This is a genomic window from Candidatus Sulfotelmatobacter sp., assembly GCA_036500765.1.
Taxonomy (GTDB): Bacteria; Acidobacteriota; Terriglobia; order Terriglobales; family Acidobacteriaceae; genus Sulfotelmatobacter.
Map to the genome: position 1 here is coordinate 572874 of DASYBM010000016.1, position 22801 is coordinate 595674.

A 22801-nucleotide genomic window follows, 5' to 3' on the forward strand; every position below is an offset into this window, starting at 1 on the left:
CTCAGACCGCCGTGCTCGAAGTTTCGGGCCGGGACTCATGCAGGGTCGACCGGCCCGTCTTGCGGGAGTAGGTTTGCCGATAGAGTTCCGCGGTGCGCCGGATTTGCTGCGCCTCGGTAAACTCCTGGAGAACCCATTGCCGTCCCGCGGCTCCGAACTGCCGCCGCAATTCCGGAGAGTGCAGCAGCAGGCAGATGGCTTGCGCGAGTGCTGTGGAATTGTTGGGCGGCACCGTCAGCCCGGTCTTTCCGTGGACGACAATTTCCGGAGTTCCGTCGACATCGGTTGCGACCACGGGCACGCCGGCAGCCAGGGACTCGATTGCCACCAGCGGCAATCCCTCGTAAAACGAGGGCAGCACGCTCATCTGCCCGAGCGCCAGCCAGTCCTGCACATTGTTCTGCGCTCCGACGAATCGCACATTTTGCTCCAAACCCAAAGCACGGGCCTGACCCGCCAATTCAGCGCGCAGAACGCCCTCACCCACGCAAACCAGCCGCGCATTGGGAAATTCCGCAAGAATCGCCGGCATGGAGTTGAGCAGAACCCGGTGTCCTTTCTGGGGTTCGAGACGCGCCACCACCACCACCAAGGGGTCGGACTCTGCCAAGCCCAAATTTGTCTTCAGCGCGACCCCGGGTTTGTACTCCGGATCGAAGCGGCGAATGTCGGAGCCGTTGCGAATCACTTTGACTTTCCCGGCCGGCAAGCCTTTCTCCTGAATCAGGTACCGGCCGTTGGCTTCGGAGACAGCGACGTAACGGTCTACACATCGTCCGACCGCGCGGTCAATCGCGAAGTTTGCCTTCCATCCTTTTCTCCACACTTCCCGCACATGCGTGGTTTCGATCACCACCGGCACACCACAGAAATGCCCGACTGGCGAGGCAAACAGGCTGCTCCAGAACAGATGGGAATGCAGCACATCGACGCGCCTGCTGCGCAGAATCTGCCGCAGGCGAAATGCTGCTGCGCCATCCCGCAGACGACGGAAGGTGAGCGGTATCAGTTCCACATCCTTGGGCACGTCGGGACGCATAAGTTCCGCAATTTCCGGGTCGCATACCAGGCTGAGCCGAAATTGTTGCCGGTCGAGTCCGCGCAGCAGGGTAAGAATGTGCTCCTCGGCGCCCGCGCGCGCGGTTGCATTGGTGAAATGCAATACCGAGATCGGCTGATGCTTCATGACTTCTCGGGTCTGGAGGTGGATGGCGATCTCGTTGATCGAACTCTTCATCGCGCCGTTCCTAGCGCCTGCCGCAGGCATTGATAAACGTCCGCCACCGAGCGGATCGCGACCGGCGGCTTTTCACTGCTCAGAAAAACTCCGTCGGAATAGGCGTCGTCCGGGTGATATCCGTGCATGCCGATCGGATTCCAGCCCTTGCCATTGAAGTCGCTGCGCGAAATGAGCCAGCCCGGATGCAAAAGGAAAACGATCTCGCCATAGCGCTGGTCGGGAAAGAACACGCCAAGTTCCCGCAGTTCCGCATTGGGCAAGACGCGTCCGCAATTGAGTTCTGCCAGACGCTCGGCGATTTTCGCCCGGCTTTCGGAGTTGAAGAACCAGAACCGCGCCATAGTGGAATCGTAGACCGCCAGATAATCGTCCGGCATGGAGAAGCCCAGAGCTTCGATCGCCCCCACCAGATCGAAGCGATCCGTCACCGGAGTCATCCCGTGATCGGAAAAGAGAGTCAGGCTGGCACTGGGGTCGATCCGCTTGGCATCGCGGAAGATGCCGCGCAGATGCTCGGCATAATGGTCCAACCGTTCCGCCAGCTTGCCTCGATCGAGAATATGGCGGTGCAACAGGGAATCGATTTCGCAGAGATAAATGAAGTAGAAATTCGCGGCCCGGGCCTGAACATCCAGCGCTGCCTGCTTCAGGATTTCCTCGTCGCCCTGGTGGTGATAGGAGTAGACCTTGTAGGGCGCTCCCTGCTCGGCAAGACGATCGAAAATCGAATGTGCGCCCGAAATCCCGTCTTTATCGTAGATGTTTTTCTTCTCCACCCAATTGAACCAGGGCAAAAGCCGCGGACTGACGAAGCACTCAAACAGCGGCCCCATGCCCAGCACGTGACGGCCGAGTTCCTTCACAATCTTCTGGGTGATGCGGTGCTCAAAGACGAAGTCGGGCAGAAACTGAAACCACTTCAACCAGCCAAAGGGCGAGCCTTGCGGGTCGTAGTAGAAGAGATTCCAATGCCCGGTTTGTGCGGGAGTCTTACCGGTCAGGATGGTTGGAATTGCTCCTGAACTGAAACCCAGAATCGTGCGCAGCGGCTGCCGATGCGGAAGGATGTCATTGAGGAACTCATGTTCCTTCAACACCTCCCAACCGAGGGCATCGATCAGCACAAACAGGCGAAGGTTAGCCTCGGGTTGAATCGACTCGGAACTCGAAGAAATCGTCTCGGCTAACGTGTACATGCCACCTCAGGCGATCTGTGGAAAGTAATGGGAGTGGGAATTCGGGATGTCTTCACCGCGAACCCCGCGCCAGAAGCACCGTCTTGATGGTGCGGAAAATGATGAAAAGGTCGAGTCCGATCGACATATGCTTGATGTAATAAAGGTCGTACGCCGCCTTTTCGATGTTGTCCTCAATGCTGGCGCAGTACCCGTGATTGATCTGAGCCCATCCGGTGACGCCCGGCTTCACCGCCCAGCGTTGGCTGTAAAAGGGAATCTGGCGCGCGCATTCCTGTTCCTGGCTGGGGACGAAAGGTCGGGGACCGACGAAGTCCATGTGGCCGCGCAGAATGTTGAACATTTGCGGCACTTCGTCGAGCCGGGTGCGCCGCAGCCACCGCCCGACGCGGGTAAAGCGGTCGTCGTTGGCCTGGGCCGGCCGATGCTGGCCGTCGGCGTCCGCGCCGTCGAGCATGGTGCGGAACTTGTACAGCGTGAATTCCTTTCCGTTTTTTCCCACCCGCTTCTGGCAATAAAATAGCGGTCCCTTGGAATCCAGTTTGATGGCAATTGCAATCACCACCAGAACCGGCAAACTCACGAGCAAGCCCACCAGCGACAACACCAGCGAGAAGGCCTGTTTGAGCAGCAGAAACTTGCGCGAGGCATGCGACGATGAGGAGAACAGCAGCCATCCCTGGCGCAGCGAGTGCAGCGGAATTTTCCCGGTGACGCTCTCGTAGAGGTCCGCTCCCTGCTGCACCACGCCGCCGGCGGCCTGCAACGCCATCAGATCATCGATCGGCAGGTTGCCGCGCCGGTCCTCCAGCGCGAGCACGAGGCGGCCGACTTTTTGCTCGCGCGCGACCTTTCGCAGCGCCGACAGTTCCCCCAAAAAGGGCAGGCCGTCCATGGCAAAACCGTTCTGCGATACGTCCACCCAGCCGACAATCTCCAGGCCCAGCTCCGGCCGCACCCGCACTTCGCGCGTCAGGGCCTTGGCCAGCGGACCATGTCCGACGATCAGCGTCTTCTCCGACATGCGTGGAGACTTGACCAACCGCCGAAACACTTTCCGCCACAAGATGAGGAACGGAATCATCAGCAGCAGCCCGAGCAAGAATACGCCGCGCCCTAATTGCGCTTCCGGGTACACGTAGTAAAAAATGGCGAGCATCACGCTTCCGAGGCCCAGCACCTGTAATTGCCGGGTCAGGACTTCATGAGGATTGCCCAAAACCTGTGATTCGTAGAGGTCGAGATAATACATGCACAGTAAATAAGTGCTGGCCACCAGAGCGATCTTCAGCAGGCCGTGCTCGTCGGCGAAGAGCAGATCGGCGTCCTGGCCCATGCGGACAAACACCGCCAGCGTAAAGGCCAGGCAGACCAGCACCACCTCCGACACCCCCAGCAATACGGTCCGGGATGGAAAATAAACGTTGAGAATACGAATCACAGGCTGCGTCGACCTTTCTATTTCTCTGAATGAGCGCGATTCACGCTCTGGTTGTAATATTTGCGGTAATAGGTATGTTCCGCCGCCGGCGCGTCGTTCATTACAACCCCCAGCAGATTCACGCCGTCCAGATTCCTGAGCCCTTTTTGCAGAAGCTTTTTCGGAGTGTGACCCTGCCGCACGACCAGCAGAACGCCATCCGAGTAGTTCACCCAGGAATGCACATCGGCGACCGGGAATAGCGGCGGCGTGTCGATGATGATCCAGTCGAAAAAGACCGAAATTCGATCGAGCGTGGCCGCGAAGCGGCTGGAGTTCAGAATCTTCAGCGGATCTTCGGCCGGTTCTCCCGCAGGCAGCAGGAACAATTGCGAAGCGCCCAGCCGGTAAATGAACTCGCCGATCGGTTTGTCCTCCAGCGACCATTCGTTCAACCCGCGCAGTCCCTGGAGTCCGAACTGAGCGCTGGCCGCGGGCTGGCGCAGGTCGCCTTCGAGCAGCAACACGCGTTGCGAATTGTGGTGTGCCAGGCTCATGGCCAGGTTCGACGAAACCACGGTCTTTCCATCGTCCGGCACTCCTCCCGTCACTACAATTCTCTTGAGCGGAGACTTTTCCCGCAGATGACGGAGCCGCGCCCGCAGCAAACGAAACTTCTGCGCTCCCAGGCAGTCCGGGTCGGTCAAGGTCACCATGCGATGTTCTTCGCGGGCCGCCACATTGACCACTTGCACGTCGTCCATCCAGTTGCGGTCGACCTTCTGCTGCTTCATCTCATCGCGCAGCAACCGGGTGGCAAAATCCCCCAGTTCAGAAACGTCCAGCGATCGCCCGCTGCGCTCCGTTTCCGCCTGCTTCAGTGCATCGAAGACGTGACTCATTCTTTAGGGTTCCCTTTCGTTGCCTAGTCGGTCTTATTGGGGAATTACGCTGCTTTTCTCTGCTGCCGCCGGGGATGGCCAGATCACACCATCGGGCCGGCCTTGACTCGATCGCTCCAGTGTTTCGAGCAAATTTAGAAATGTACGAAGCAACGATTCCTGTTCGCTGGTCATGACTGGGCCGGTTATGACGGGAGTGGCCGCAAAACCCGTCGTCGGAGCCGACTTCACCACTCCCAGACGGAATTCGCGAGCGATCTCTTCCACCATCTCGGGCTTTACTTCCGAACAACGCGCGGCAAAGGCGGTAATCAGCGCGTTTTCGCAAATCGTATTGATCAGGCGAGGAATCCCGCCGGAACAGCGGTGAATCGCCGTGCACGCCGCCGCCGGGAAGATGAACTCTGCCTGCTCACCCGCCCCCGCTTGCCGCAGGCGGCGGGCAATATAGCCGCGGGTTTCTTCCACGGTCAGCGACTCCAGGCGGCAGCGCAGGCCGATGCGCTGCTTCAATTGCCGTAAGTCATGGCTTTCGAGCTTTTCCTCCAGTTCTGGCTGACCTACAAGTAAGATCTGCAGCAGTTTCTGCTGCGAGGTCTCCAGATTGGTCAGCAGCCGAATCTCCTCGAGCACTGCCGCCGAAAGATGCTGGGCCTCGTCCACTACCAGTACCGTCGTCTGCCCGTTGCGGTGGCGTTCGATCAGATAATGATTCAGTTCCAGCAGCAGTTCGCTCTTGGGCTGATTGCGCAACTTCAATCCCAGGTCGCCGGCGATGTAGCGCAGAAAATCGAGGTCGGAAAGCTGGGCGTTGAATACGTTGGCGAAGGCAATCTGCTGCCGGTTCAGCAGTTCGAGCAGACAGCGCACCAGCAGCGTCTTGCCCGTTCCCACTTCTCCGGTCATCACCACGAAACCCTTCCGGCGGCAGATTCCGTAATAGATCGAGGCCAGCGCCTCCCGATGATGCAAGGTCGGGAACAGGAACTGCGGATCGGGCGAGATTTCGAAGGGACTGCGCTTCAGTCCGTAAAAAGTTTTGTACATAGGCTTTACCCGAAGTAGTACGTCGCGAACAATCCCATCGCAGTCGCCGCCAGCATCAGGCTTGCAGCCAAACATTCGACCCAGAAGCGGCGACGAGCCCACGATTCTTCAGCCACGGTGCGCAGTGTCGGAACCTCGCTCAGAATCGGCGCCGTCACCACGCCTTCGAGATCGCTCTCGCTGTGAATGCGATCGTCGGTCAGTTCCAGGGCACCCGTGATGGCAGCCGCGAGCACGCAGCCCAGCAGCAGGCCCAGGCCGCTTAACAGCAGGCGGTCGGGTTTGTAGGGCTTCTGGGGCAGGCTGGCGGGATCGAGGATACGGAACTGCTCCCCCTGCTGGCGCTCTTCGAGATTGGTCGCCAGTTCGGACTGGTTGCGCTTGGCCAGCAAAGATTCGTAGTTGGCCCGCGACTGATCGTAATCGCGCGTCAAGTCGGCCAGTTGCTGTTCGCGAACCGGGGCCTCGTTAATGCGCTTCTGATAGTCGTCGATCTGCGCTTCGACGGTCTTCACTTGCTGCTGCCGGTTCGCGATCTCCACTTCATTGGCCTTGAGCTGGCTCTCGATCTGCAGCATCGCCGACATGTCCTTCAAATCGCTGTAGGTGGTCGGCGTCTTATCGTCTGTTCCGGCCGCCGGCGTCGTCTTGACCTCGGCTGCGATCTTGTCCCGCATGCGCTCGGCAGTCTGCAACTGCTCTTTGAGCTTTTTATAGTCGGGATGCTTTTCGGTATAGCGCGCCGCCACTTCCGCCAGTTGCGCTTTCAGCCGCGCGATTTCTTCGTCCAGCGCCGGCGGCAGTTGGCCTTGATCGCCGCCGCGGCTCAGGCTGTCATGCACTGCCCGGTACTGCGCCAATAGAGATTCCAGATAGGTCTTTTGCTGCCGCGACTGGCTGAGCGACTCGGTCGCGCCCTGCAACCGGGCCTGCAACCCGGTAAGAATCTGCACGTTGCTCTGCATCTGCGTGGGCAGTTCTCCCAGATAGTGAGTCTTGAAGTCGCGCACCCGCTCTTCCTGTGCGCTGAGCTTCTGGCGCGCCTCCTGCATCTGGCTGTCGAGGAATCCGGTCGTGCTTTGCGACTGCTGGCGCCGCGATTGCAAATTGTCCTCGATGAACAGCGAGGTCAGTTCGTTGGTTACTTGCTGGGCCACGAGCGGATCGCGCGACGAGTAGCTTACCCGGAAAGCCGAAAGATCGTCTTTGCGACCGGGCGCTTGCACCAACTGAATCTCGATGTCCTTGCGCATCCGGTCTACCATCTGCTCTTCGGTCATGCGCCCGCGGCTTCCGGCATAAAGGTCGAATTGTTCGATAATCCGCAGCAGCCGAGTGCGGCTCATGATCTGCTGCGTCATGCTCTGCAATCGGTCCTGTAGATCGTTGGCAACGTTCGAAACCACATATTGCTCCGGCACCTTCTGCTGTTCAATCAGAATCAGCGTCTCCGATTTGTAGGACGCCGGGAGAAACCAGCTGACACCCCAGACTGCCGCCCAGACGAGAAACGCCGGCAAAATAATCCACCAGCGGCGCCGCGTTACGATTCCCCGGTATTGCTCAAGGGTGCGCGAAGGGGACGAGCTTTGCTCCAATTCTTCGATCATGTTTTTTCTCTGTCCTGTTTCCTGTGTCCGGTCCGTTTTCCGAGGCTCGGTCTTGCTACCGACCAAGCGGACGGCTGAAGAAGTAACTCACGCTTACCATCGCCCGGTTGTGGTCGGGAAATAGTTGGGTGGGAATCACCACGCCGTAGGTTTGGTGGACCCGGGTGTAACTGGCTGCTGCCGCCATCTGCCGTCCAATTCGCCGCTCGGCGCTCGCACTTCCGGAAAGCGTGCGGTATTCCCCTTCCGCGCCATCCAGGGGACGGTTGCTGTCGTAGATGAAGTTGATGGCGCCGGTCCAGTTCGGGCTGAATTGCCGCCGCACCGTGGCGATCCCGCTGTACCGGTCGACCGTTCCCAGGATGCCGCCGCCGGACTCGACGCGCCGGCTGAAGGTCGCGCTCACCGCAGTGTGTGTGCCTTCCCATCCAAGCATTACCCCCGCACTGGGCGACCATTGTGCCGAGCCGGCCGTTGCGGTCGTACCGGAAGTCACGAGCGCTACCTGTCCATTCGTAAGCGAATGCGTGGCGCCGCCAAATAGCGACAGCGTCAGGTGAGACTGAATCGTAATCGTGTCGAACAGCAGCGCACTGTGGCTTTGGGTTTCTTCGAGGCCGCCGTCGAAGCTGAGGCGCTGAAAACTATAGGTCAGCCCGATCCAGTGCTTGGGCAAAATCCTGTGCTGGTAGAAAATCTCGGCGCCGGTGGTTCGGCTGTCTATCAAATTAACGCCCAACTCCGCACCGGGTCCGCTTTGCAGGTTGCCATAGCTCAACAGCGAATAGGAACCTGTGCCGCCCACAATCGTTCCCGCGCCTATCTGGTAGATCAGATCGCTTGCCGCCAGATTGCTCACAGTCCGCGCCAGAGGCATCAGCACCGGCTGCGACGGTTCGTGCAAGACACTGCCGGGTGCATCCGCAGTGGTATTGGTCCAACCGTTATTCGTTGCGACGAATGCGTCGCGAATTCTCCAGGTGAGGTTTTCCGTCAACCGAAGCTGCGAATTCATCCCGGCATTCTGGGTCGAGCTGTTCAGCTCGGGCAGCGCCTGGTTCACGGTGAAGCCTGGGCTATAACTCAGATCGAACAGTCCGTGCGGCCGGGATTGCTCCCAGGACAGGCTGGGCAGGAATGAGACGCTCGCATTGTCAACCTGGCCGCCGTTCTGCGTCAGTGCGTTCTCGTCGTAACCGCTGGCAACAGTCATTCCGCCGGAGATCTGGTTGTTTCGTTCGAGCTCTCCTGCGAAAGCCGCCGACGGCGTCTCGCCATTAATCAGCACCGGCAGCCACGGCGTATTCGGATTCGACGAGTCGACATCAGCCTCCGCTCCCTGTGAGCTGCCTGCAAACGGAATGTAGCCGTACGCCGCCGCGGGTGCAGCCGAGGTAGAAGCGCTGGAGGAAGATGCGGAAGCGAAAGATGCAGAAGACGAAGACGGGCCGGCGATTGCAGGCAACGTCGCCGACGATACCGCGGCCGCTGCCGAGCCGTCCCCCTGGGACTGTCCCAGCGCGATCGCGCTCACCAACATCGCGACGAAAATGGATGAAAGAATTCGCATGGCGGCTCTCACGGGATGTAGATCGTGTCTTTCGGCTCGAGTTCGACATTTTGTCCCGGATTCGTACCCTTGATCACGTCTTTGTAGTTGAATGGCAGACTGCTTTGCTTGCCGTCCGCTTCCAGGCGCAGCACTCGAATGCTCTTCACTTTGGCGAAGTCCCGGAAGCCGCCGGCGATCGCGATCGCATCCAGGACTCTCATTTCTCCGCTCAACAGGTACGATCCCGGCCGCTGCACCTGGCCGAGGATGCTGAACCTGCGGCTCTTGCTCTCCTGCACAATTACGGTCACTTCTGGTTCCGAAATGTAATCGCGCAATCCTTTGGCAATGTCGCTTTCCAGTTCCTTCGGAGACTTTCCTGCGGCCTGCACTTCGCCCAGCAGAGGCAGAGAGATCTTTCCGTCGGAGCGCACCGGAACCAATCGGGAAACGTCAGGCTCCTTCCATACATTGATCGCCAGCACGTCTTCGTTTCCGATCAGGTAGTGTTCCTTGCCAGTTGTTGCCGCTAGCACCGAGCCGGTGGATCCGGCGTTGCCGGTTACCAGCTTCGCGTATTCCTTCGACGGCGCTACGGCTGTGCTGTTCTGATTCTGCCCCCAGGCCGCAGTCAGGCTCCCGCACAGCATCGACATGGCGAGTGCCGCCGCAGAAAATGTTGTTTGGTTTTTCATCGTTCCTCCGGAGAATCTAGGTGACGCGCTGGAACTCGGTGGGAGTAAGGCCCTTGCCGCACGGGAGTTGCCGAATCCCATTCCGACTCCTCTGTCAGCGAGTGCTGGCGGATCTTGTAGAGCAGGCCCCGGTAACTGATGTCGAGCAGCTTGGCCGCCCGCTTGCGATTCCAGCCCGTATCCTGCAACGCTTTACGGATGGCTCGAATTTCAGCCTCGTCTTTTATGTTGCGCACTAATGCTTTCAAATGGCAGGCAGGACCTTCCTCATTTCCAGGCTGTTGGGAGGCTTGCCGAGCGGAAGCTCCTTTAGGAGAACTCCACTTGCTTCCCTTGGCGTGCTGCCGGCCAGCGCCGGAACGCAGTTCCCCATGTGCGATGGCTTCTTCCCCCATCACCAGGTAGCGCTTTACGAAGTTTTCCAGCTCCCTTAAGTTGCCCGGCCAGGAGTAGTGCAGGCAGGCATCAAGGGCGGCGCGAGAAAATGCGACCGGGGGCCGCGAATATTGCGCTGCCAGGCGTGCCATGAAGTTCTGCAATAAGGCAGGCATGTCTTCCCGCCGTTCCCGCAGAGGCGGCAACTGAATCACGAAAGCGCTCAGCCGGTAATAGAGGTCTTCGCAAAGGTTGCTGTCCGCCCGGCCGGCGTCGCCCTCCGTGTTCGTCGCCGCCAGGATCCTCGCATCGGCCTGAATGGCATCGTCCTCACCCAACCGGAAATACTGACGCTCCTGCAACACCTGTAACAACTGGGCTTGCAACCGCGCCGGCAGGGCCAGCGCTTCATTCAGCAACAACGTTCCCAGGTGGCACAACTCGATCTTTCCTTGCCTGGCCGCGCTTGGTTTCTTTTCCTCGCCGCCAAACAGCTCTCTTTCCAGCATCTCGCCGGCAGACGCGGCACAATTCACCTGCAAAAAACGCTCTCGCGAGCGCGCCGACAACTTGTGGATCAGGCGAGCCACCCCCGCTTTGCCCGTCCAGTTCTCTCCCAGGATCAGTACGGGAGCGTCGATATGGGCCAACCGCTCGGCTTGACTGCGAATCCTCCGCATTGCGGCGCTCGCCGCCACCAGATATTGTCCGTCTCCCAAATCTTCAACCGTCTCTCGCACCAGCGACAGGCTTCGCGATGCGGCGGACTGCGCATGCCGCCGAATGACCTGCTCCAGCTCCCTGCATCCCACCGGAATCGTCAGGAAGTCGCGAGCCCCCAGGCGAATCGCCTCCACAATCTGGCGAGTTTCGTGATGATCCGAGACCACTACGATTTTGACTTCCGGACAGAAACGCAGCAGATTCTCCAGTGTCCGCAAGGAGTACTTGCCACCATTCAGTTCCAGCAAAACCAGGTCTGGAGCGGGATGCTGACGAACTCGTAGCAGAGCCTCCGCTTCGTTCTGCACCAGATGGGAATGGCAAGCCCTCTCTGCCAGCAAGCCGCTCACCGCCCGGGCGCTCGCCGCGCTTTCGCTCATCACCAGGATGTGCGGCGAGGTCATTGCTATTCGCCGTCGTTGTTCAACAACATCGATCATGTGAATTTATGAGCTGAAACTTACGAGGTTTGATACAGCTCCGCCCCTTCAGTCCCATGCGGTTCATGGGCCCAGCGGATGCTGATGGACGCTCACTTGGGGGAGAATTTGTTGCAAGGAGGGGGATGTCGCAAGCCTAAAGACACATGCAAGTGCCTGCAAGAGGTAGAGTTCCCCGGTGGCATGTGGCTCATCGGGGATACGTCCGTTGTTCCCACAAGCTGGAGAACTCTGGGCGTGAGACACATGTCTCTATCCCTGTGCTCCGAGGCTCCTTGCCCCGCTGATCAGCTCTCTTAAGTCGGGGAATACAACACCGATAAATACTGAAATAGGAGAAGGTTAGCGGGATGAGTTACTTCGGTGTTGTGGATTGGTTACTAAAACGTAGCGTTCGACTCACCCGCGCTGAATCTTGAGAGCGTTCGATCGTTCGATCGTTCTTAACAATTTGTGTCATGAAGAGCGCAATTTACTTCGTCGCGCTGCAAAAAATCTGCAATGTCCAAAAGAATGCAACCTTCGCACTTGAATCGTCTCGGTTGCAATGTTACTATCACATTAATTTGTACCGGTCGCGCGCCACTTTGAAGTATCTCCCCACGCGATCTTCATCTGTATCTGTGTTAGTAGTGCTCAACTTCGGTCTCTCTCCCGGACCGGTTCGTTTTGAGCGCTGGGCTCAGTGCCTCTCCCCCGAGTGAAGATGTTCCTTTAGACGATGCATTGGCTCCAACGAGCATCTGTCTGTGGAACCTGGCTGCTGGATGCGAAGGGGGGAGTCAATGGGCGTACGCGAAGTTCCGGAAGGGCGTCCGATACGCGTGATCGTGGTCGACAGCAGTGCGCTGCACAGTCAACTTCTGGCCGAGGGTATCCAGCGAGTCGGGAAATTGCAGGCGCTTTCTGCCGCCACTCCTGCCGACGTTTTCGAAGCGGCCGCTCAAGACCAGATTGATGTTGCTGTCGTCAGCTCGACTCTCGATGAACCGGGTCGCGGCTTCGAGGTCCTCCGTACGCTCCGCTCACTACATCCGGACCTGCCCGCAGTCATGCTGCTGGAATCTTCCAAGCGCGAAGTCGTGGTGCAGGCGTTTCGCGCCGGCGCCCGAGGCGTCCTCGGCCGCCAAGCCTCGCTAGCGGATCTCTGCAAATGTATTCGTTGCGTCGATGACGGCCAGGTCTGGGCCAGCGCCAAAGAAATGTTGTTTGTCCTGGATGTTCTTGCGAGCGCACCCGAAATCAGCGCACTGGATTATCAAGGCATGAGTCTGCTCTCCGAGCGCGAACTCGAGGTCGTTCGCTCCCTGGCCGAGGGACTCACCAATCGCGAGATCGGCGATCGCCTGGGCCTAAGTCGTCATACCGTAAAGAACTACTTGTTCCGCATTTTTGACAAGATCGGCGTTTCGAGCCGGATGGAGCTTCTCCATCTGACCCTGCGTCCGTCCGCCCCGTGGCGAAGCTCCGCCCCAAATCCCGACCTCGAAAAAAGCCCCATTTCGGAATTCGAAATCTGCCGAAAAGAAGCGACCGAGGGTTCGCCGGAGGCGCAAATCGTTTTGGCCGAGCTCTACCGCAAGGGCCAGGGAACCTCACAGGATTCGGTCGCCTCTTACATGTGGTGCCTTTTGTCGGAGCATACCCTTGTGGACTTGCGCGAGCGAATCAATAAGGTCAAGGCCCAATTGCAGTACTCGATGAATTCTGTCGAAATTCTTGAGGCTCAACAGCGCGCAAGCGAATGGCTCGAGAGGTCTCGAAACCAGCTGTTCCAAAATCAAAACCATGAGTTCCAGAACCATGAGTCCCAGAACCATGAATCTCAGAACCATGAGTCTCAGAACCGGGAGTCTCAGAACCATGAGTTCCAGAACCATGAGTCTCAGAACCATGAATCTCAGAACCAGGAGTTCCAGAAAGACCACTGCGAGACCATCCCCCTCCGCCGGGTTGGTGTGCAAAAGGAGTCTGCTAAATTTTCCATCGCCTAGGCGGCACAGCCTGATTGACACAGGAGAACACCACTGAACCCCGACCACGCCCCAGGCTCACCGCTAGCCAAAGAAAGCTACTAAAAAGAGATTTTCGGTCTCATCCACTTCTCATCCCATTCGCACGTGGACGGCAAGTGGCGGCTTAGTTTCGCAGATCGCTGCGTCCGCTGTGCGCAGCCTTTCTTCGGGCAAAAAAGAACAGAAGTTCTGAGGAAAAAATAACCTGCCCGAGCAAAGTCGAAGGAACTCGCGCCGAACCGCCCGGCGCGTAAAGCCAAGCCGCAAAGTGCCGTTGGCCCCGAATCTGTACCGATTCCAATTTGCTCTGCTACAATTTAACGACAGGGCAGGGACAGCTGACCCTATAGACCACGCAGTTTCCGAGCAGCGCAAAAGTGGGGACGTAGTTCAGTTGGTTAGAACGCTGCCCTGTCACGGCAGAGGCCGCGGGTTCGAGTCCCGTCGTCCCCGCCATTTCGAATTCAGTACTTGCGGAAATGGCGCCGTCCCGGCATAGGCACAAAGGCACAATCCACAGGCCGGGAAAAGCGTCCTGCCAATGCTTCGGACCGCAACCTCCGGGCGAGCACCAAGTTTCTTTCGGTTCGTTTGACCGGGATGCCCGCATTCGGCGAAGCGCACGCGACAGCAGAGACGCCGACAGTTGGAAATTAGTGCTCTTCCTATATCAGCTGCACGCCACCGAACTAAGGCATAGGGAGCAACTAAATCCCAAGACCGTGGAAGAACGACAACAAGAAAACGCGGAAGAAGAGTTTTCGCAGGTGGCCGATCAAAGCGGCAAATCGGATCACCACTAAGGGGAACAGCTGCGAACAACTCGCCTCCCAATTCCCTAACAACTCGCCTCCCAATTTCCTATTGATAGAACTCGCCGGCAGCAGTTCCCGGTCATCGAACGACAGCACGCTCCTCGCACCTGTTGGCAATTGCGAGAACTGATAGGGCAAAGTCCAGTAAATGTTTCTCATGCTCTGAAACTGCCTATGGGTTTCACTTAGAGCATTGAGGATCCAAAGAGGGCAGGTTTGTTGGCGCTTTGGAGATAACTCAACGGTTGCCGACAAACCAATATCGATCCGGATCAACCTTTAACTGGCTAGTTTGCTCAGAGACAAAATGGTACCAAGGCTGGCGTGAGATATCGATTACCAAAAGCCTTCTGAGTGCGGTGAATGCAGGTTTCCGGGGCAACTCGGAAAATTATCACCGGCGGGCTTGGACCTGCTGCCCACAAAGGTTCAATCGCGCTTAGGCCGTTTTCCCCCACCTTTCAAAATCCGAACAACCGCGACTATGGTGTTCCAATTTCGCGTCGTGGCGCGGGCGCCGAAGAGTTTGTCGATTTGGCCAAGGTACCCGATGGTTTTCATGCTGCGACGATACTCTCCGAAGACGAAACGGTCTTGGGAGCCGATCACGCGCACGAACCACTCTCCGCCTGGCGGAAAGGTGCATGAAATAGACGTCCGACAGCGACCGGCCTTCGGCAGGATGCTTACGAATCGGACGACGTCGGTGCGCGATGTGGCGGAGGCCTCAAAGGGATTTTCCCTCTCCAGGCGGACAAGATCGCGACCATCGCAGAACACCACTTCCGCCGCAAATGACAGCTTGCGCAGCACTTCGGCGCGGAACTTCGCGCGGGGTCCCGGTTTGCGAACCACGAACGTGCCGGCAGCGCCCACATTCACTATGTCATAGTCGCTCAGTTTCTTGGCGAAGAGGGTGGGGCGAAACCTTCTGAAACCGCCCACATTCATGCCCCTGAGGAAGACAACGAGAGCCACAGCGGGATTATAGAGAAGAGGGACGACTAAGGCCATGCCCTTGGGTACTTGGACCGGCGCCGCGTGGAAAATCGCTGTCGTCGTTTCTATACCGTTACAGTTGTAACATTGCATTCGAGCCTGGCGGCTTGCGCAAGTTCGGTCCGGTATGCTAGAAAAAATCAGGATCCCAAAATCCTGCTGTTAGGGCTGAAGATGCTGCGGCTGACAAATCCCGAAAATGGCTTGAGCAAACGGTGGTGTGCCGTAGTGGTTTTATTTGCCGTATGCGCACTCACTGTGAGCGTGGCCACGCGTTATAACTTCGCGCGCGGGAGAGTGAGCGGGTCGGCGACTACCGTGCACAAGCATATCTCGCCGGAGCGCGCCCGGCAGCGCCTTATCAAGACTGTCGCTAGCTGGATTCCGGTGTCGGCTACCGCCGTGATGCAGGCCCCGAGTTCGTATCCACGTATTGCGCCGTCCGGTCCGCCCATCGCGAGCCTTCTTTTCGAAAAGAGCCTCTATAAGCGACCTCCGCCCGCCCTTAAGTCTCTCTCCTAGCCCGTTCCTGGAGCAACTATATTGCCGGTAATTCGATCTTATCTCATCGAATTTGCCGGCGCGTCTGGCTCATCTCATCGCAATAGACGGTTTCTGGGGTGGATGCAAGACGGGTCCTGAAAGGAAACCCACATGGCCGTTGCACCCTTGTTGACAGAAGAAGAGTTGGATGCGCTTCGCCAGTTCGATACGTGCATGGTCGCGAACGCCGTCGAAACTTTTAACGTCAGATTGCGCAATACAGGATTCTCCGACGCCAGCATTCGGTCCATGTTCTACGAAGGTTCGTGCAACGAAGGTTCGTGCAATGATCCCTCCAGTAAAGTTACCTTCAGCGCCGCGCCACCGATCGGCGCCGTTCCACCGATGGTCGGGTACGCCGTTACCGCCCGTCTCCGTAGCGGCGAACCTCCCATGCGGGGCGGCACCTTCCATGATCGCGCCGATTTCTGGAACTACATTCTTCAGTGTCCTGCCCCGCGCGTCCTGGTCTTGCAAGACATGGATAATCCTCCTGGGCGAGGCGCCTTTGTCGGCGACATGCACGCTGCGATTTTGAAGGCGTTGGGCTGCATCGGGTATTTGACCAATGGCGCCGTGCGCGAAGTTTCGTCCGTACGCACAATGGGATTTCGGCTGTTTGCCGGCAGTGTCGCAGTCTCGCACGCCTACGCCCACATCTTCGATTTCGGGGCGAAGATCACGGTAGGAGGTCTGGAAGTCCATCCGGGAGAACTGCTGCATGGCGACGCGAACGGCGTGCTCTCAATACCGCTACAAATTGCCTCAAGGATTCCGGCGGTTGCCGCCGAACTGCGCGCAGCTGAACAGAAAGTAATCGATTTTTGCCAATCCAGCGCTTTCTCGGTTGCGAAGCTGGGCGAGATTATGAAGAAGATACTCTAGTGAACGAAACGCGGAATGAATCGCGTCCCCCGCGGCGATCGAGCGGATCGTTCGGAGAAACAGAAGAAGAAACGGCAGAAAAAAAGGCTGGTAACACGATGACTCAACATGCTTGCAAATCCGGCACGCCGAGAGCACACAGGCGCCCCGGATCCGTTCCACTTGCTCTAGCGGCTGCTGCCGTCGCATTTGCCGTCCCCTTGTCTTCTTGTTCAGGAAGCGGGGAAAAGCGAGTAGAGGCGGGCGGACCAACGATCACGGTCGGAGTTGCGAAAGTAGTCAAGAAATCTCTCGGGCAGCAAGTCACGCTTTCTTCCGAGTTGGTGCCTTTCCAGGAGATCGATGTCTATGCCAAGGAATCTGGCTACATCAAGAAGTTGATGGTCGACTACGGGACGCCGGTGAAAGCGGGCCAGGTCATGGCCATTCTTGAGATTCCTGAGTTGGAAGCGCAACTGCAAGAGGACCAGGCGGAGATCAAAAACGCGGCCAATCAGGTGACGAGAGCGCAGCACGAATTACAACGCTATCAGGCTCAGTACAACGCACTGCATCTGCAATACACACGCTTGAACGGAGTCTTCCAGAGCCAACCGGGAATCGTGGCCCAGCAGGAAGTGGATGACGCTCAGGGAAAAGATTTGGCGGCGTCTTCGCAAGTCGATGCCGGACAGGCCAGCCTGGAAGCCGCCGAGAGCCAGCTCTCCGTCGCCAAAGCGAAGCTCGCTCACGACCAAAGTCTGTTTGACTATTCAAAAATCACGGCGCCATTTGCCGGCACCGTCACCGAGCGCTACGCCAATCTCGGAACCCTCATGCAGGCCGGCACCGGCTCGAGCACGCAGGCGATTCCTCTAGTAAGGCTCTCGCAGGACGACCTGTTTCGTCTGGTCATTCCGGTTCCAGAATCCTACGTGCGCTACATCAAGATCGGAGATCGGGTGAACGTGAACGTTCCCTCTTTGAATCGCACGTTTCCCGGCAAGGTAGCACGATTCTCTGTCGACGTCCGCGCCGATACGCGGACTATGCACACCGAAGTCGATGTCCCCAATCCTCATCGTCTTTTGCTGCCAGGCCTCTATGCCGAGGCTCAACTCAATGTCGACGAGAAAGTAGACATTCCTGCCGTACCCGTTCAGGCCTTGAGTCATGAACGCGACAAAACTGACGTTTGGGTCGTCAACTCCGACGGAATGCTGGAAGAACGAGCGGTGCAGGTGGGACTGCAAACCAGCAGCGACGCCGAAATTGTTTCCGGACTGAGCGAAGGCGAGGAAGTCGTAGTCAGCGATCGCAGCGGCTTGAAACCTGGGCAAAAAGTTCATCCTCAATTAGTCGCCGTGATGGAGTACCACGAGGGGGGTACGCAATAAACAGTGCGGCAGAGCGCACGGGGTTCCTTCGTATTTCGTGGCCTTCGTGGTTAATGCCCTAAAGGTTTTACCACGCAGTCAGATTGGAAATATTTATGCCAGGCTTCTCCATACGTAATCCGTATTTCATTATCGTGATCTGCCTGACACTGGTGGTCATCGGTGTGACCAGCATCGCGCGCATGCCGGTCGATCTATTTCCACCGATCAACTTGCCGGAAGTTGTGGTGGCGACGTTTTACTCCGGCATGCCGCCCGAGGACGTCGAGACCGACATCACCGACCCGCTCGAGCGCTTCTTTACTCTAGCGGCGGGCGTCGATCACTTTGAGTCGCGATCGATGCTGGGCGTGAGCATCATCAAAGTCTATTTTCAGCCCGGGACCAGCGCCGATGCCGACGTCACCGAATTGTCCAACTTGGCTCTCGCCGACCTGAAGCGTCTGCCGCCGGGCACGCTGCCTCCGGTCGTGCTCAAGTTCGACGCCTCCAGTTTGCCCGTCGCACTGGTTACCGTGAAAGGCGAGGGCCTCAACGAAACGCAGTTGCACGATTACGCCCAGTTTCAGATTCGTAACCAGATCACCTCTGTGCCGGGTTCCTCGATCCCCGGCGTATTCGGCGGAATCTACCGGCAGATCATGGTCTACGTCGATCCTTATAAATTATCTTCTCGCCAATTGAGCCTGATGGATGTGGTGGGCGCCGTGAACAGCGCGAACCTGATTCTGCCCGCCGGCGATGTGAAGATGGGCCCTTACGATTACTTCGTCTACTCCAACAGCCTGGTCAACAGTATGGACGAACTGGGCAAAGTTCCGCTCAAAGTCGACGGACATTCCTGGGTCACGGTCAATGACGTTGGCAAAGCCGAAGATTCTCACGGGATACAAAGCAACATCGTCCGCATCGACGGTCAAAAGTCCGCCTACATTCCCATCATGAAGCAGGGCGGCGACAGCAACACCATCGCTGTGGTCGATGGAGTACGCGCCCTCATCAAGCATCTTTACGATATTCCCAAGCAGATGGTCACGAGCATTGTCTTTGACCAATCTGTGTACGTGAAGGAAGCCATCCACACCGTGCTGCACGAAGGCGTTCTGGGGCTGATTCTTACCAGTCTGATGATCCTGATTTTTCTGGGCAGCTTTCGCGCGACATCCGCCGTGTTGCTTTCGATTCCATTATCGGCGTTGGCGGCCTTTGTGGTGCTGGCCCTGCTGGGCGGCACCATCAACACCATGATCCTCGCCGGCATGGCGCTCGCCTTCTCGCGCGTCATCGACAACTCTGTGATCTCGCTCGAGAACATCTATCGCCATCTCGAGATGGGCGCTGCGCCGATGATCGCGGCCGAAGTGGGCGGAGCGGAAGTGAACCTGGCAGTTCTGGCGGCGACCTTGGTCGACGTGGTCGATTTCTTCCCCGTCGTATTTCTTTACGGCGTCGCTAAATTTCTATTCTCCGCGCTGGCGCTGGCGTTCTGTCTGTCGCTGCTGGCCTCGTTTGTAGTAGCCATGACGGTGATTCCTCTTTTCTGTTCGCGCTTTCTGAAGGCCAAACCTCATGGTGAAGTTCACGACACCTCGGAGTATCACGAGGAGTACTCGCCCTCCAGGATGGAGAAGTTCAATGCCCGCTTCAATCGCGTGTTCAACAACCTTCTGGAGTTCTACGAGCGTTGGGTGAGGCGCGCCCTGTTGCGCCCCGGACTCACGGTTCTGCTTTTGAGCGGCGTGTTCGTGGCCAGCCTTTTGATTTATCCGCTCATGGGACTAGCATTCTTTCCCAAGACCGATGCCGGCCAGTTCACCATCAATCTGAAAGTTCCTACCGGAACACGCATCGAAGTGACCGACCAATACGTCGCCAAAGTCGAAGATCTCATTCGGGGCGCGATGGAAGGTCAAGACCTGAAGAGGATCGTCTCGAACATCGGCGTAGTCCCCGATTTTTCTTCACTGTACACGACGAACTCCGGCCCTTACACGGCGACGGTTCAGGTGCAGTTAAGCGAGTCGCACAAGCTGAGCAGCTTCGAGTATATGGACCGCGTGCAGCAGCGCATGGCCAAAAACTTTCCTGAGGTTCGCACATTCTTTTCCAGCGGCTCCATGGTCGACGCCATCTTGAACACAGGCATGCCGGCTCCGATTGATGTGCAGGTGAGCGGTTCCAGTCTTGCGCAGGACAATCAGATCGCGCAGGACCTGGCCGCTCAGATTCGTCAGATTCACGGCGTAGGCCAGGTTTACGTTCCGCAAGACATGAACTATCCAGCGCTACGACTCAACGTAGACCGAGTCCACGCCGGCGAGTTGGGACTCACGCAAAAAGACGTGGTCGATAACGTCATCACCGCCCTCAACTCCAATTACATGATCGCTCCCAATTACTGGGTCGATCGCAAAAGCGGTAACGACTACTACCTGACCGTGCAGTACTTCGAAAAAGGCCAGGCCGCGATTCACAACCTGGCCGACCTGGGTCAGATTCCTTTGCGCGATCCAGCCACAGGCAGCGGCGTGAACTGCGGGCCGTCGGGGCCGCCGCGACTCGGAAACGGTCAACCGTCCTGGGCCTGCTCCGACGGAGGCAGGCCAACCACCGTCCTCAGCAATGTGGTCAGCGTCAAGCAGGTCCAAACCCCGACCGAAGTCGACCATTACCAGATTCAAAAGGCCATCGATATCTATGTGACCCCGACCGGAGAAGACCTGCAACGCGTGACCGGCAGGATTCACGACATCCTCAAGCATGCGAACGTTCCCGAAAACGTTCGCGTCAACCTGCGTGGCATGGTGGTCGGCATGCAGCAGTCGTTCAAGAGCTTTGCCTTCGGCTTCCTGATTTCGTTTCTTCTGCTTTTCCTGATTCTTACCGCGCAGTTCAAGTCGTTCATCGACCCGTTCCTGATCATGTTGGCGATTCCCATGGGATTCGTGGGCGTGCTCATCATCCTGCCGCTCACCGGCGCAACGTTAAACGTGATGTCGCTGATGGGGGTGCTGATGTTGGTCGGCATCGCCGACTCCAACAGCATTCTGATCGTTGATTTCGCTCACAATCTCGAGAAGCAGGGATTGTCGCCGAAGGATGCGGTCATCACCGCCTGCCGCGTGCGCCTGCGGCCCATTCTGATGACTTCGCTCGCCACCATCATCGGCATGATTCCCATGGCATTGAGGTTGGGCACCGGCGCCGAACAATACGCGCCCATGGCGAAGGCCATCATCGGAGGCCTTACCTCCTCGGTGTTGCTCACAATTTTCATCGTGCCCGCCGCTTACTTATTGGTCTATGGCAACCGCGGCGAAAAGAATCCGGCGGCGCCGGCGCAGGAGGTGCAAGCATGAACCGCCCGCGGCAGGCTTTTCGGGGAGTGAGAAATGCGATCGCAAGAACAGCGATACTGGCGTTGCCCTTGGCCGGAGTAGCGCAGGACGCCAACTCTGCGAAGCTCTCAACTCTGCCTTCCGCGCCGATGCCGCAAACGGCCACTCAGTCGATAGCCGGTTCAAGCTCCGGGACTCACGCAGGCACGATGAACCGACAAATGCCGGCGCAGGCCCCATCGTCACAGAGCGCTTCGGGTGCGCCGACGCTGCTCTCAGTAAAAGACGCGGAGGCGCTCGCCCTTAAGAATAATCCGCAAATTTCGGTCGGCCGCTTAATCGCTCTCGCCTCGCGGCAGGTGACACGCGAATCTAAATCGGCTTTATGGCCGACAGCGGAAATTGATCTCACCGCCGTGGATGCCAATCCGGGAACCCGTATCACGGCCGGCGCGCTGAACAACCCGACCGTTTACCAGCGCGCCGCAGCCGGCGCCCTGGTGACTCAAATGATCACGGACTTCGGACGCACCACGAACTTAGTCGCCAGCGCGAACCTCGCCGCCAAAGCCGAAGACCAGAATGCTCTGGCCACCAGGGAACAGATTCTTCTGGCCGTCGATCAGGCCTTTTACAACACGTTGCAAACCCAGGCGGTTCTCATTGTGGCGCAACAGACGGTCAAAGATCGGCAGACGGTCTCCAATCAGGTGGGTGCATTGTTCAAGAGCAAATTAAAGTCGGAGCTGGACTTTACTTTTGCCAACGTGAACCTTGCGCAGGCGAAACTTCTGCTGCTCGATGCCCAGAATAATCTGAATGCCGCGCAGTCTTCGCTGTCTGCGGTTCTGGGTTTCCAGAACCTGCAAAACTTTCAACTGGTGGGAGACTCATCTCCGGTCGCTCCACCCTCCGATAACGTCGACGATCTGATCCGAGCAGCTTTCACCATGCGCCCGGAGATTCTTTCTCTCGAGTTTCAGTCGGAGTCCGCCGAACGTTTTCAAAAGGCGGAACGAGACCTGCTCTTCCCGAATATTCGGGCGCTCGGAGCCGTGGGTGACACTCCGGTTCGCAATCCCATCATTTCCAGTTGGTACGGCGCGGTCGGAGTCAATGTCGAAATCCCTGTATTCAATGGATTTCTTTTTACGGCTCGCTCTCACGAAGCGTCGCTCCGTGCACAAGCCACGCAGGAACGGTTGCGGGATCTACGTGACCGTATCGCCCGCGATGTGCGCACCGCATGGCTCAATGCCAAAACGTCCTACGACCGCCTCGCGGTAACGCAACAACTTTTGGAGCAAGCCAACCTTAGCCTCAATCTGGCGCAGTCCCGCTACAACCTGGGATTGGGTTCGATCGTCGAACTCAGCCAGGCGCAGCTCCAACAGACTCAAGCCCAGATCGCCGATGTAGGAGCCGGTTACGACTACCGTCTAGCCCTGGCCGTCTTGCAGTACCAGACCAACGGAATCTAGAGGGAGGCTTCGCTGGGCCCTAGTAGTCGTCCATTCTTGAATCGATAAACCGCGGCGTCAGCCTGAGCGGAGCGTTCTTCAGGCGAAGCGAGAGCCTGCCCTGAGCGAAGTCGAAGGGGATCTCCCGTTAATCCAGCGGGGAGCGTAAG

At 57.8% G+C, this 22801-nt stretch carries 17 protein-coding genes and 1 tRNA gene; 7 read left to right on the plus strand and 11 right to left on the minus strand.

Translation table 11 applies throughout. The features are described 5' to 3' along the window. Position 1 precedes the first annotated feature (1 nt). The 9 genes from VGM18_19545 to VGM18_19585 are packed head-to-tail and all read right to left on the minus strand — an operon-like array spanning position 2 to position 11164. A complete protein-coding gene (locus VGM18_19545; protein ID HEY3975208.1) occupies positions 2 to 1237 on the minus strand; it encodes a glycosyltransferase family 4 protein in 1236 nt (411 codons plus the stop codon). Further along, positions 1234 to 2436, minus strand: coding sequence for an alkaline phosphatase family protein (locus VGM18_19550; protein ID HEY3975209.1), 1203 nt, complete (start codon positions 2434 to 2436; stop codon positions 1234 to 1236). The genes VGM18_19545 and VGM18_19550 overlap by 4 nt, the downstream gene beginning before the upstream one ends. A gap of 52 nt (positions 2437 to 2488) precedes the next feature. Then, positions 2489 to 3877, minus strand: coding sequence for a TIGR03013 family XrtA/PEP-CTERM system glycosyltransferase (locus VGM18_19555; protein ID HEY3975210.1), 1389 nt, complete (start codon positions 3875 to 3877; stop codon positions 2489 to 2491). A 17-nt stretch (positions 3878 to 3894) separates the two neighbouring features. After that, positions 3895 to 4758 (minus strand): CpsD/CapB family tyrosine-protein kinase, encoded by an 864-nt coding sequence (locus VGM18_19560; protein HEY3975211.1) that lies wholly within the window; start codon positions 4756 to 4758, stop codon positions 3895 to 3897. Positions 4759 to 4791: 33 nt separating this feature from the next. Next, the gene (locus tag VGM18_19565) at positions 4792 to 5805 is read right to left on the minus strand and encodes an AAA family ATPase (GenBank protein ID HEY3975212.1); all 1014 of its coding nucleotides are present in this window, start codon (positions 5803 to 5805) and stop codon (positions 4792 to 4794) included. 5 nt (positions 5806 to 5810) lie between these two features. Continuing rightward, entirely contained in the window at positions 5811 to 7415 is a 1605-nt protein-coding gene (locus tag VGM18_19570; protein ID HEY3975213.1) for an XrtA system polysaccharide chain length determinant, read from the minus strand. 55 nt (positions 7416 to 7470) lie between these two features. Then, positions 7471 to 8985 carry a hypothetical protein gene (locus VGM18_19575; protein HEY3975214.1) on the minus strand — a complete coding sequence of 505 codons (1515 nt, stop codon included), beginning with the start codon at positions 8983 to 8985 and terminating at the stop codon, positions 7471 to 7473. Positions 8986 to 8993: 8 nt separating this feature from the next. Continuing rightward, positions 8994 to 9662, minus strand: a complete 669-nt coding sequence (locus tag VGM18_19580) for a polysaccharide biosynthesis/export family protein (GenBank protein ID HEY3975215.1) — start codon at positions 9660 to 9662, stop codon at positions 8994 to 8996. Next, positions 9659 to 11164, minus strand: coding sequence for a sigma 54-interacting transcriptional regulator (locus VGM18_19585; GenBank protein HEY3975216.1), 1506 nt, complete (start codon positions 11162 to 11164; stop codon positions 9659 to 9661). The genes VGM18_19580 and VGM18_19585 overlap by 4 nt, the downstream gene beginning before the upstream one ends. Positions 11165 to 11985: 821 nt before the next feature. Between VGM18_19585 and VGM18_19590 the strand changes: the two genes are divergently transcribed. Both VGM18_19590 and VGM18_19595 read left to right on the plus strand, forming a co-directional pair. Continuing rightward, a complete protein-coding gene (locus VGM18_19590; protein ID HEY3975217.1) occupies positions 11986 to 13194 on the plus strand; it encodes a response regulator transcription factor in 1209 nt (402 codons plus the stop codon). A gap of 400 nt (positions 13195 to 13594) precedes the next feature. Continuing rightward, positions 13595 to 13671, plus strand: a tRNA-Asp gene (locus VGM18_19595). Positions 13672 to 13922: 251 nt separating this feature from the next. Here the strand turns inward: VGM18_19595 and VGM18_19600 are convergent. Together VGM18_19600 and VGM18_19605 are read right to left on the minus strand one after the other, a co-directional pair. Continuing rightward, positions 13923 to 14306, minus strand: coding sequence for a hypothetical protein (locus tag VGM18_19600; protein ID HEY3975218.1), 384 nt, complete (start codon positions 14304 to 14306; stop codon positions 13923 to 13925). A gap of 153 nt (positions 14307 to 14459) precedes the next feature. Then, positions 14460 to 15008 carry a hypothetical protein gene (locus tag VGM18_19605; GenBank protein ID HEY3975219.1) on the minus strand — a complete coding sequence of 183 codons (549 nt, stop codon included), beginning with the start codon at positions 15006 to 15008 and terminating at the stop codon, positions 14460 to 14462. Positions 15009 to 15203: 195 nt separating this feature from the next. Here VGM18_19605 and VGM18_19610 point away from each other — a divergent pair, with 195 nt between their 5' ends. From VGM18_19610 to VGM18_19630, 5 genes are all read left to right on the plus strand, one after another. Further along, the gene (locus tag VGM18_19610; protein HEY3975220.1) at positions 15204 to 15551 is read left to right on the plus strand and encodes a hypothetical protein; all 348 of its coding nucleotides are present in this window, start codon (positions 15204 to 15206) and stop codon (positions 15549 to 15551) included. Between the two features lie 132 nt (positions 15552 to 15683). After that, positions 15684 to 16457, plus strand: coding sequence for an RraA family protein (locus VGM18_19615; protein ID HEY3975221.1), 774 nt, complete (start codon positions 15684 to 15686; stop codon positions 16455 to 16457). A 200-nt stretch (positions 16458 to 16657) separates the two neighbouring features. Beyond that, on the plus strand, positions 16658 to 17833 hold the full coding sequence (locus VGM18_19620) for an efflux RND transporter periplasmic adaptor subunit (protein ID HEY3975222.1): 1176 nt from the start codon (positions 16658 to 16660) through the stop codon (positions 17831 to 17833). Between the two features lie 95 nt (positions 17834 to 17928). Beyond that, entirely contained in the window at positions 17929 to 21192 is a 3264-nt protein-coding gene (locus VGM18_19625) for an efflux RND transporter permease subunit (GenBank protein ID HEY3975223.1), read from the plus strand. Continuing rightward, on the plus strand, positions 21189 to 22652 hold the full coding sequence (locus VGM18_19630) for a TolC family protein (protein ID HEY3975224.1): 1464 nt from the start codon (positions 21189 to 21191) through the stop codon (positions 22650 to 22652). Before VGM18_19625 ends, VGM18_19630 begins: the two co-directional genes overlap by 4 nt. Positions 22653 to 22801: the final 149 nt, after the last annotated feature.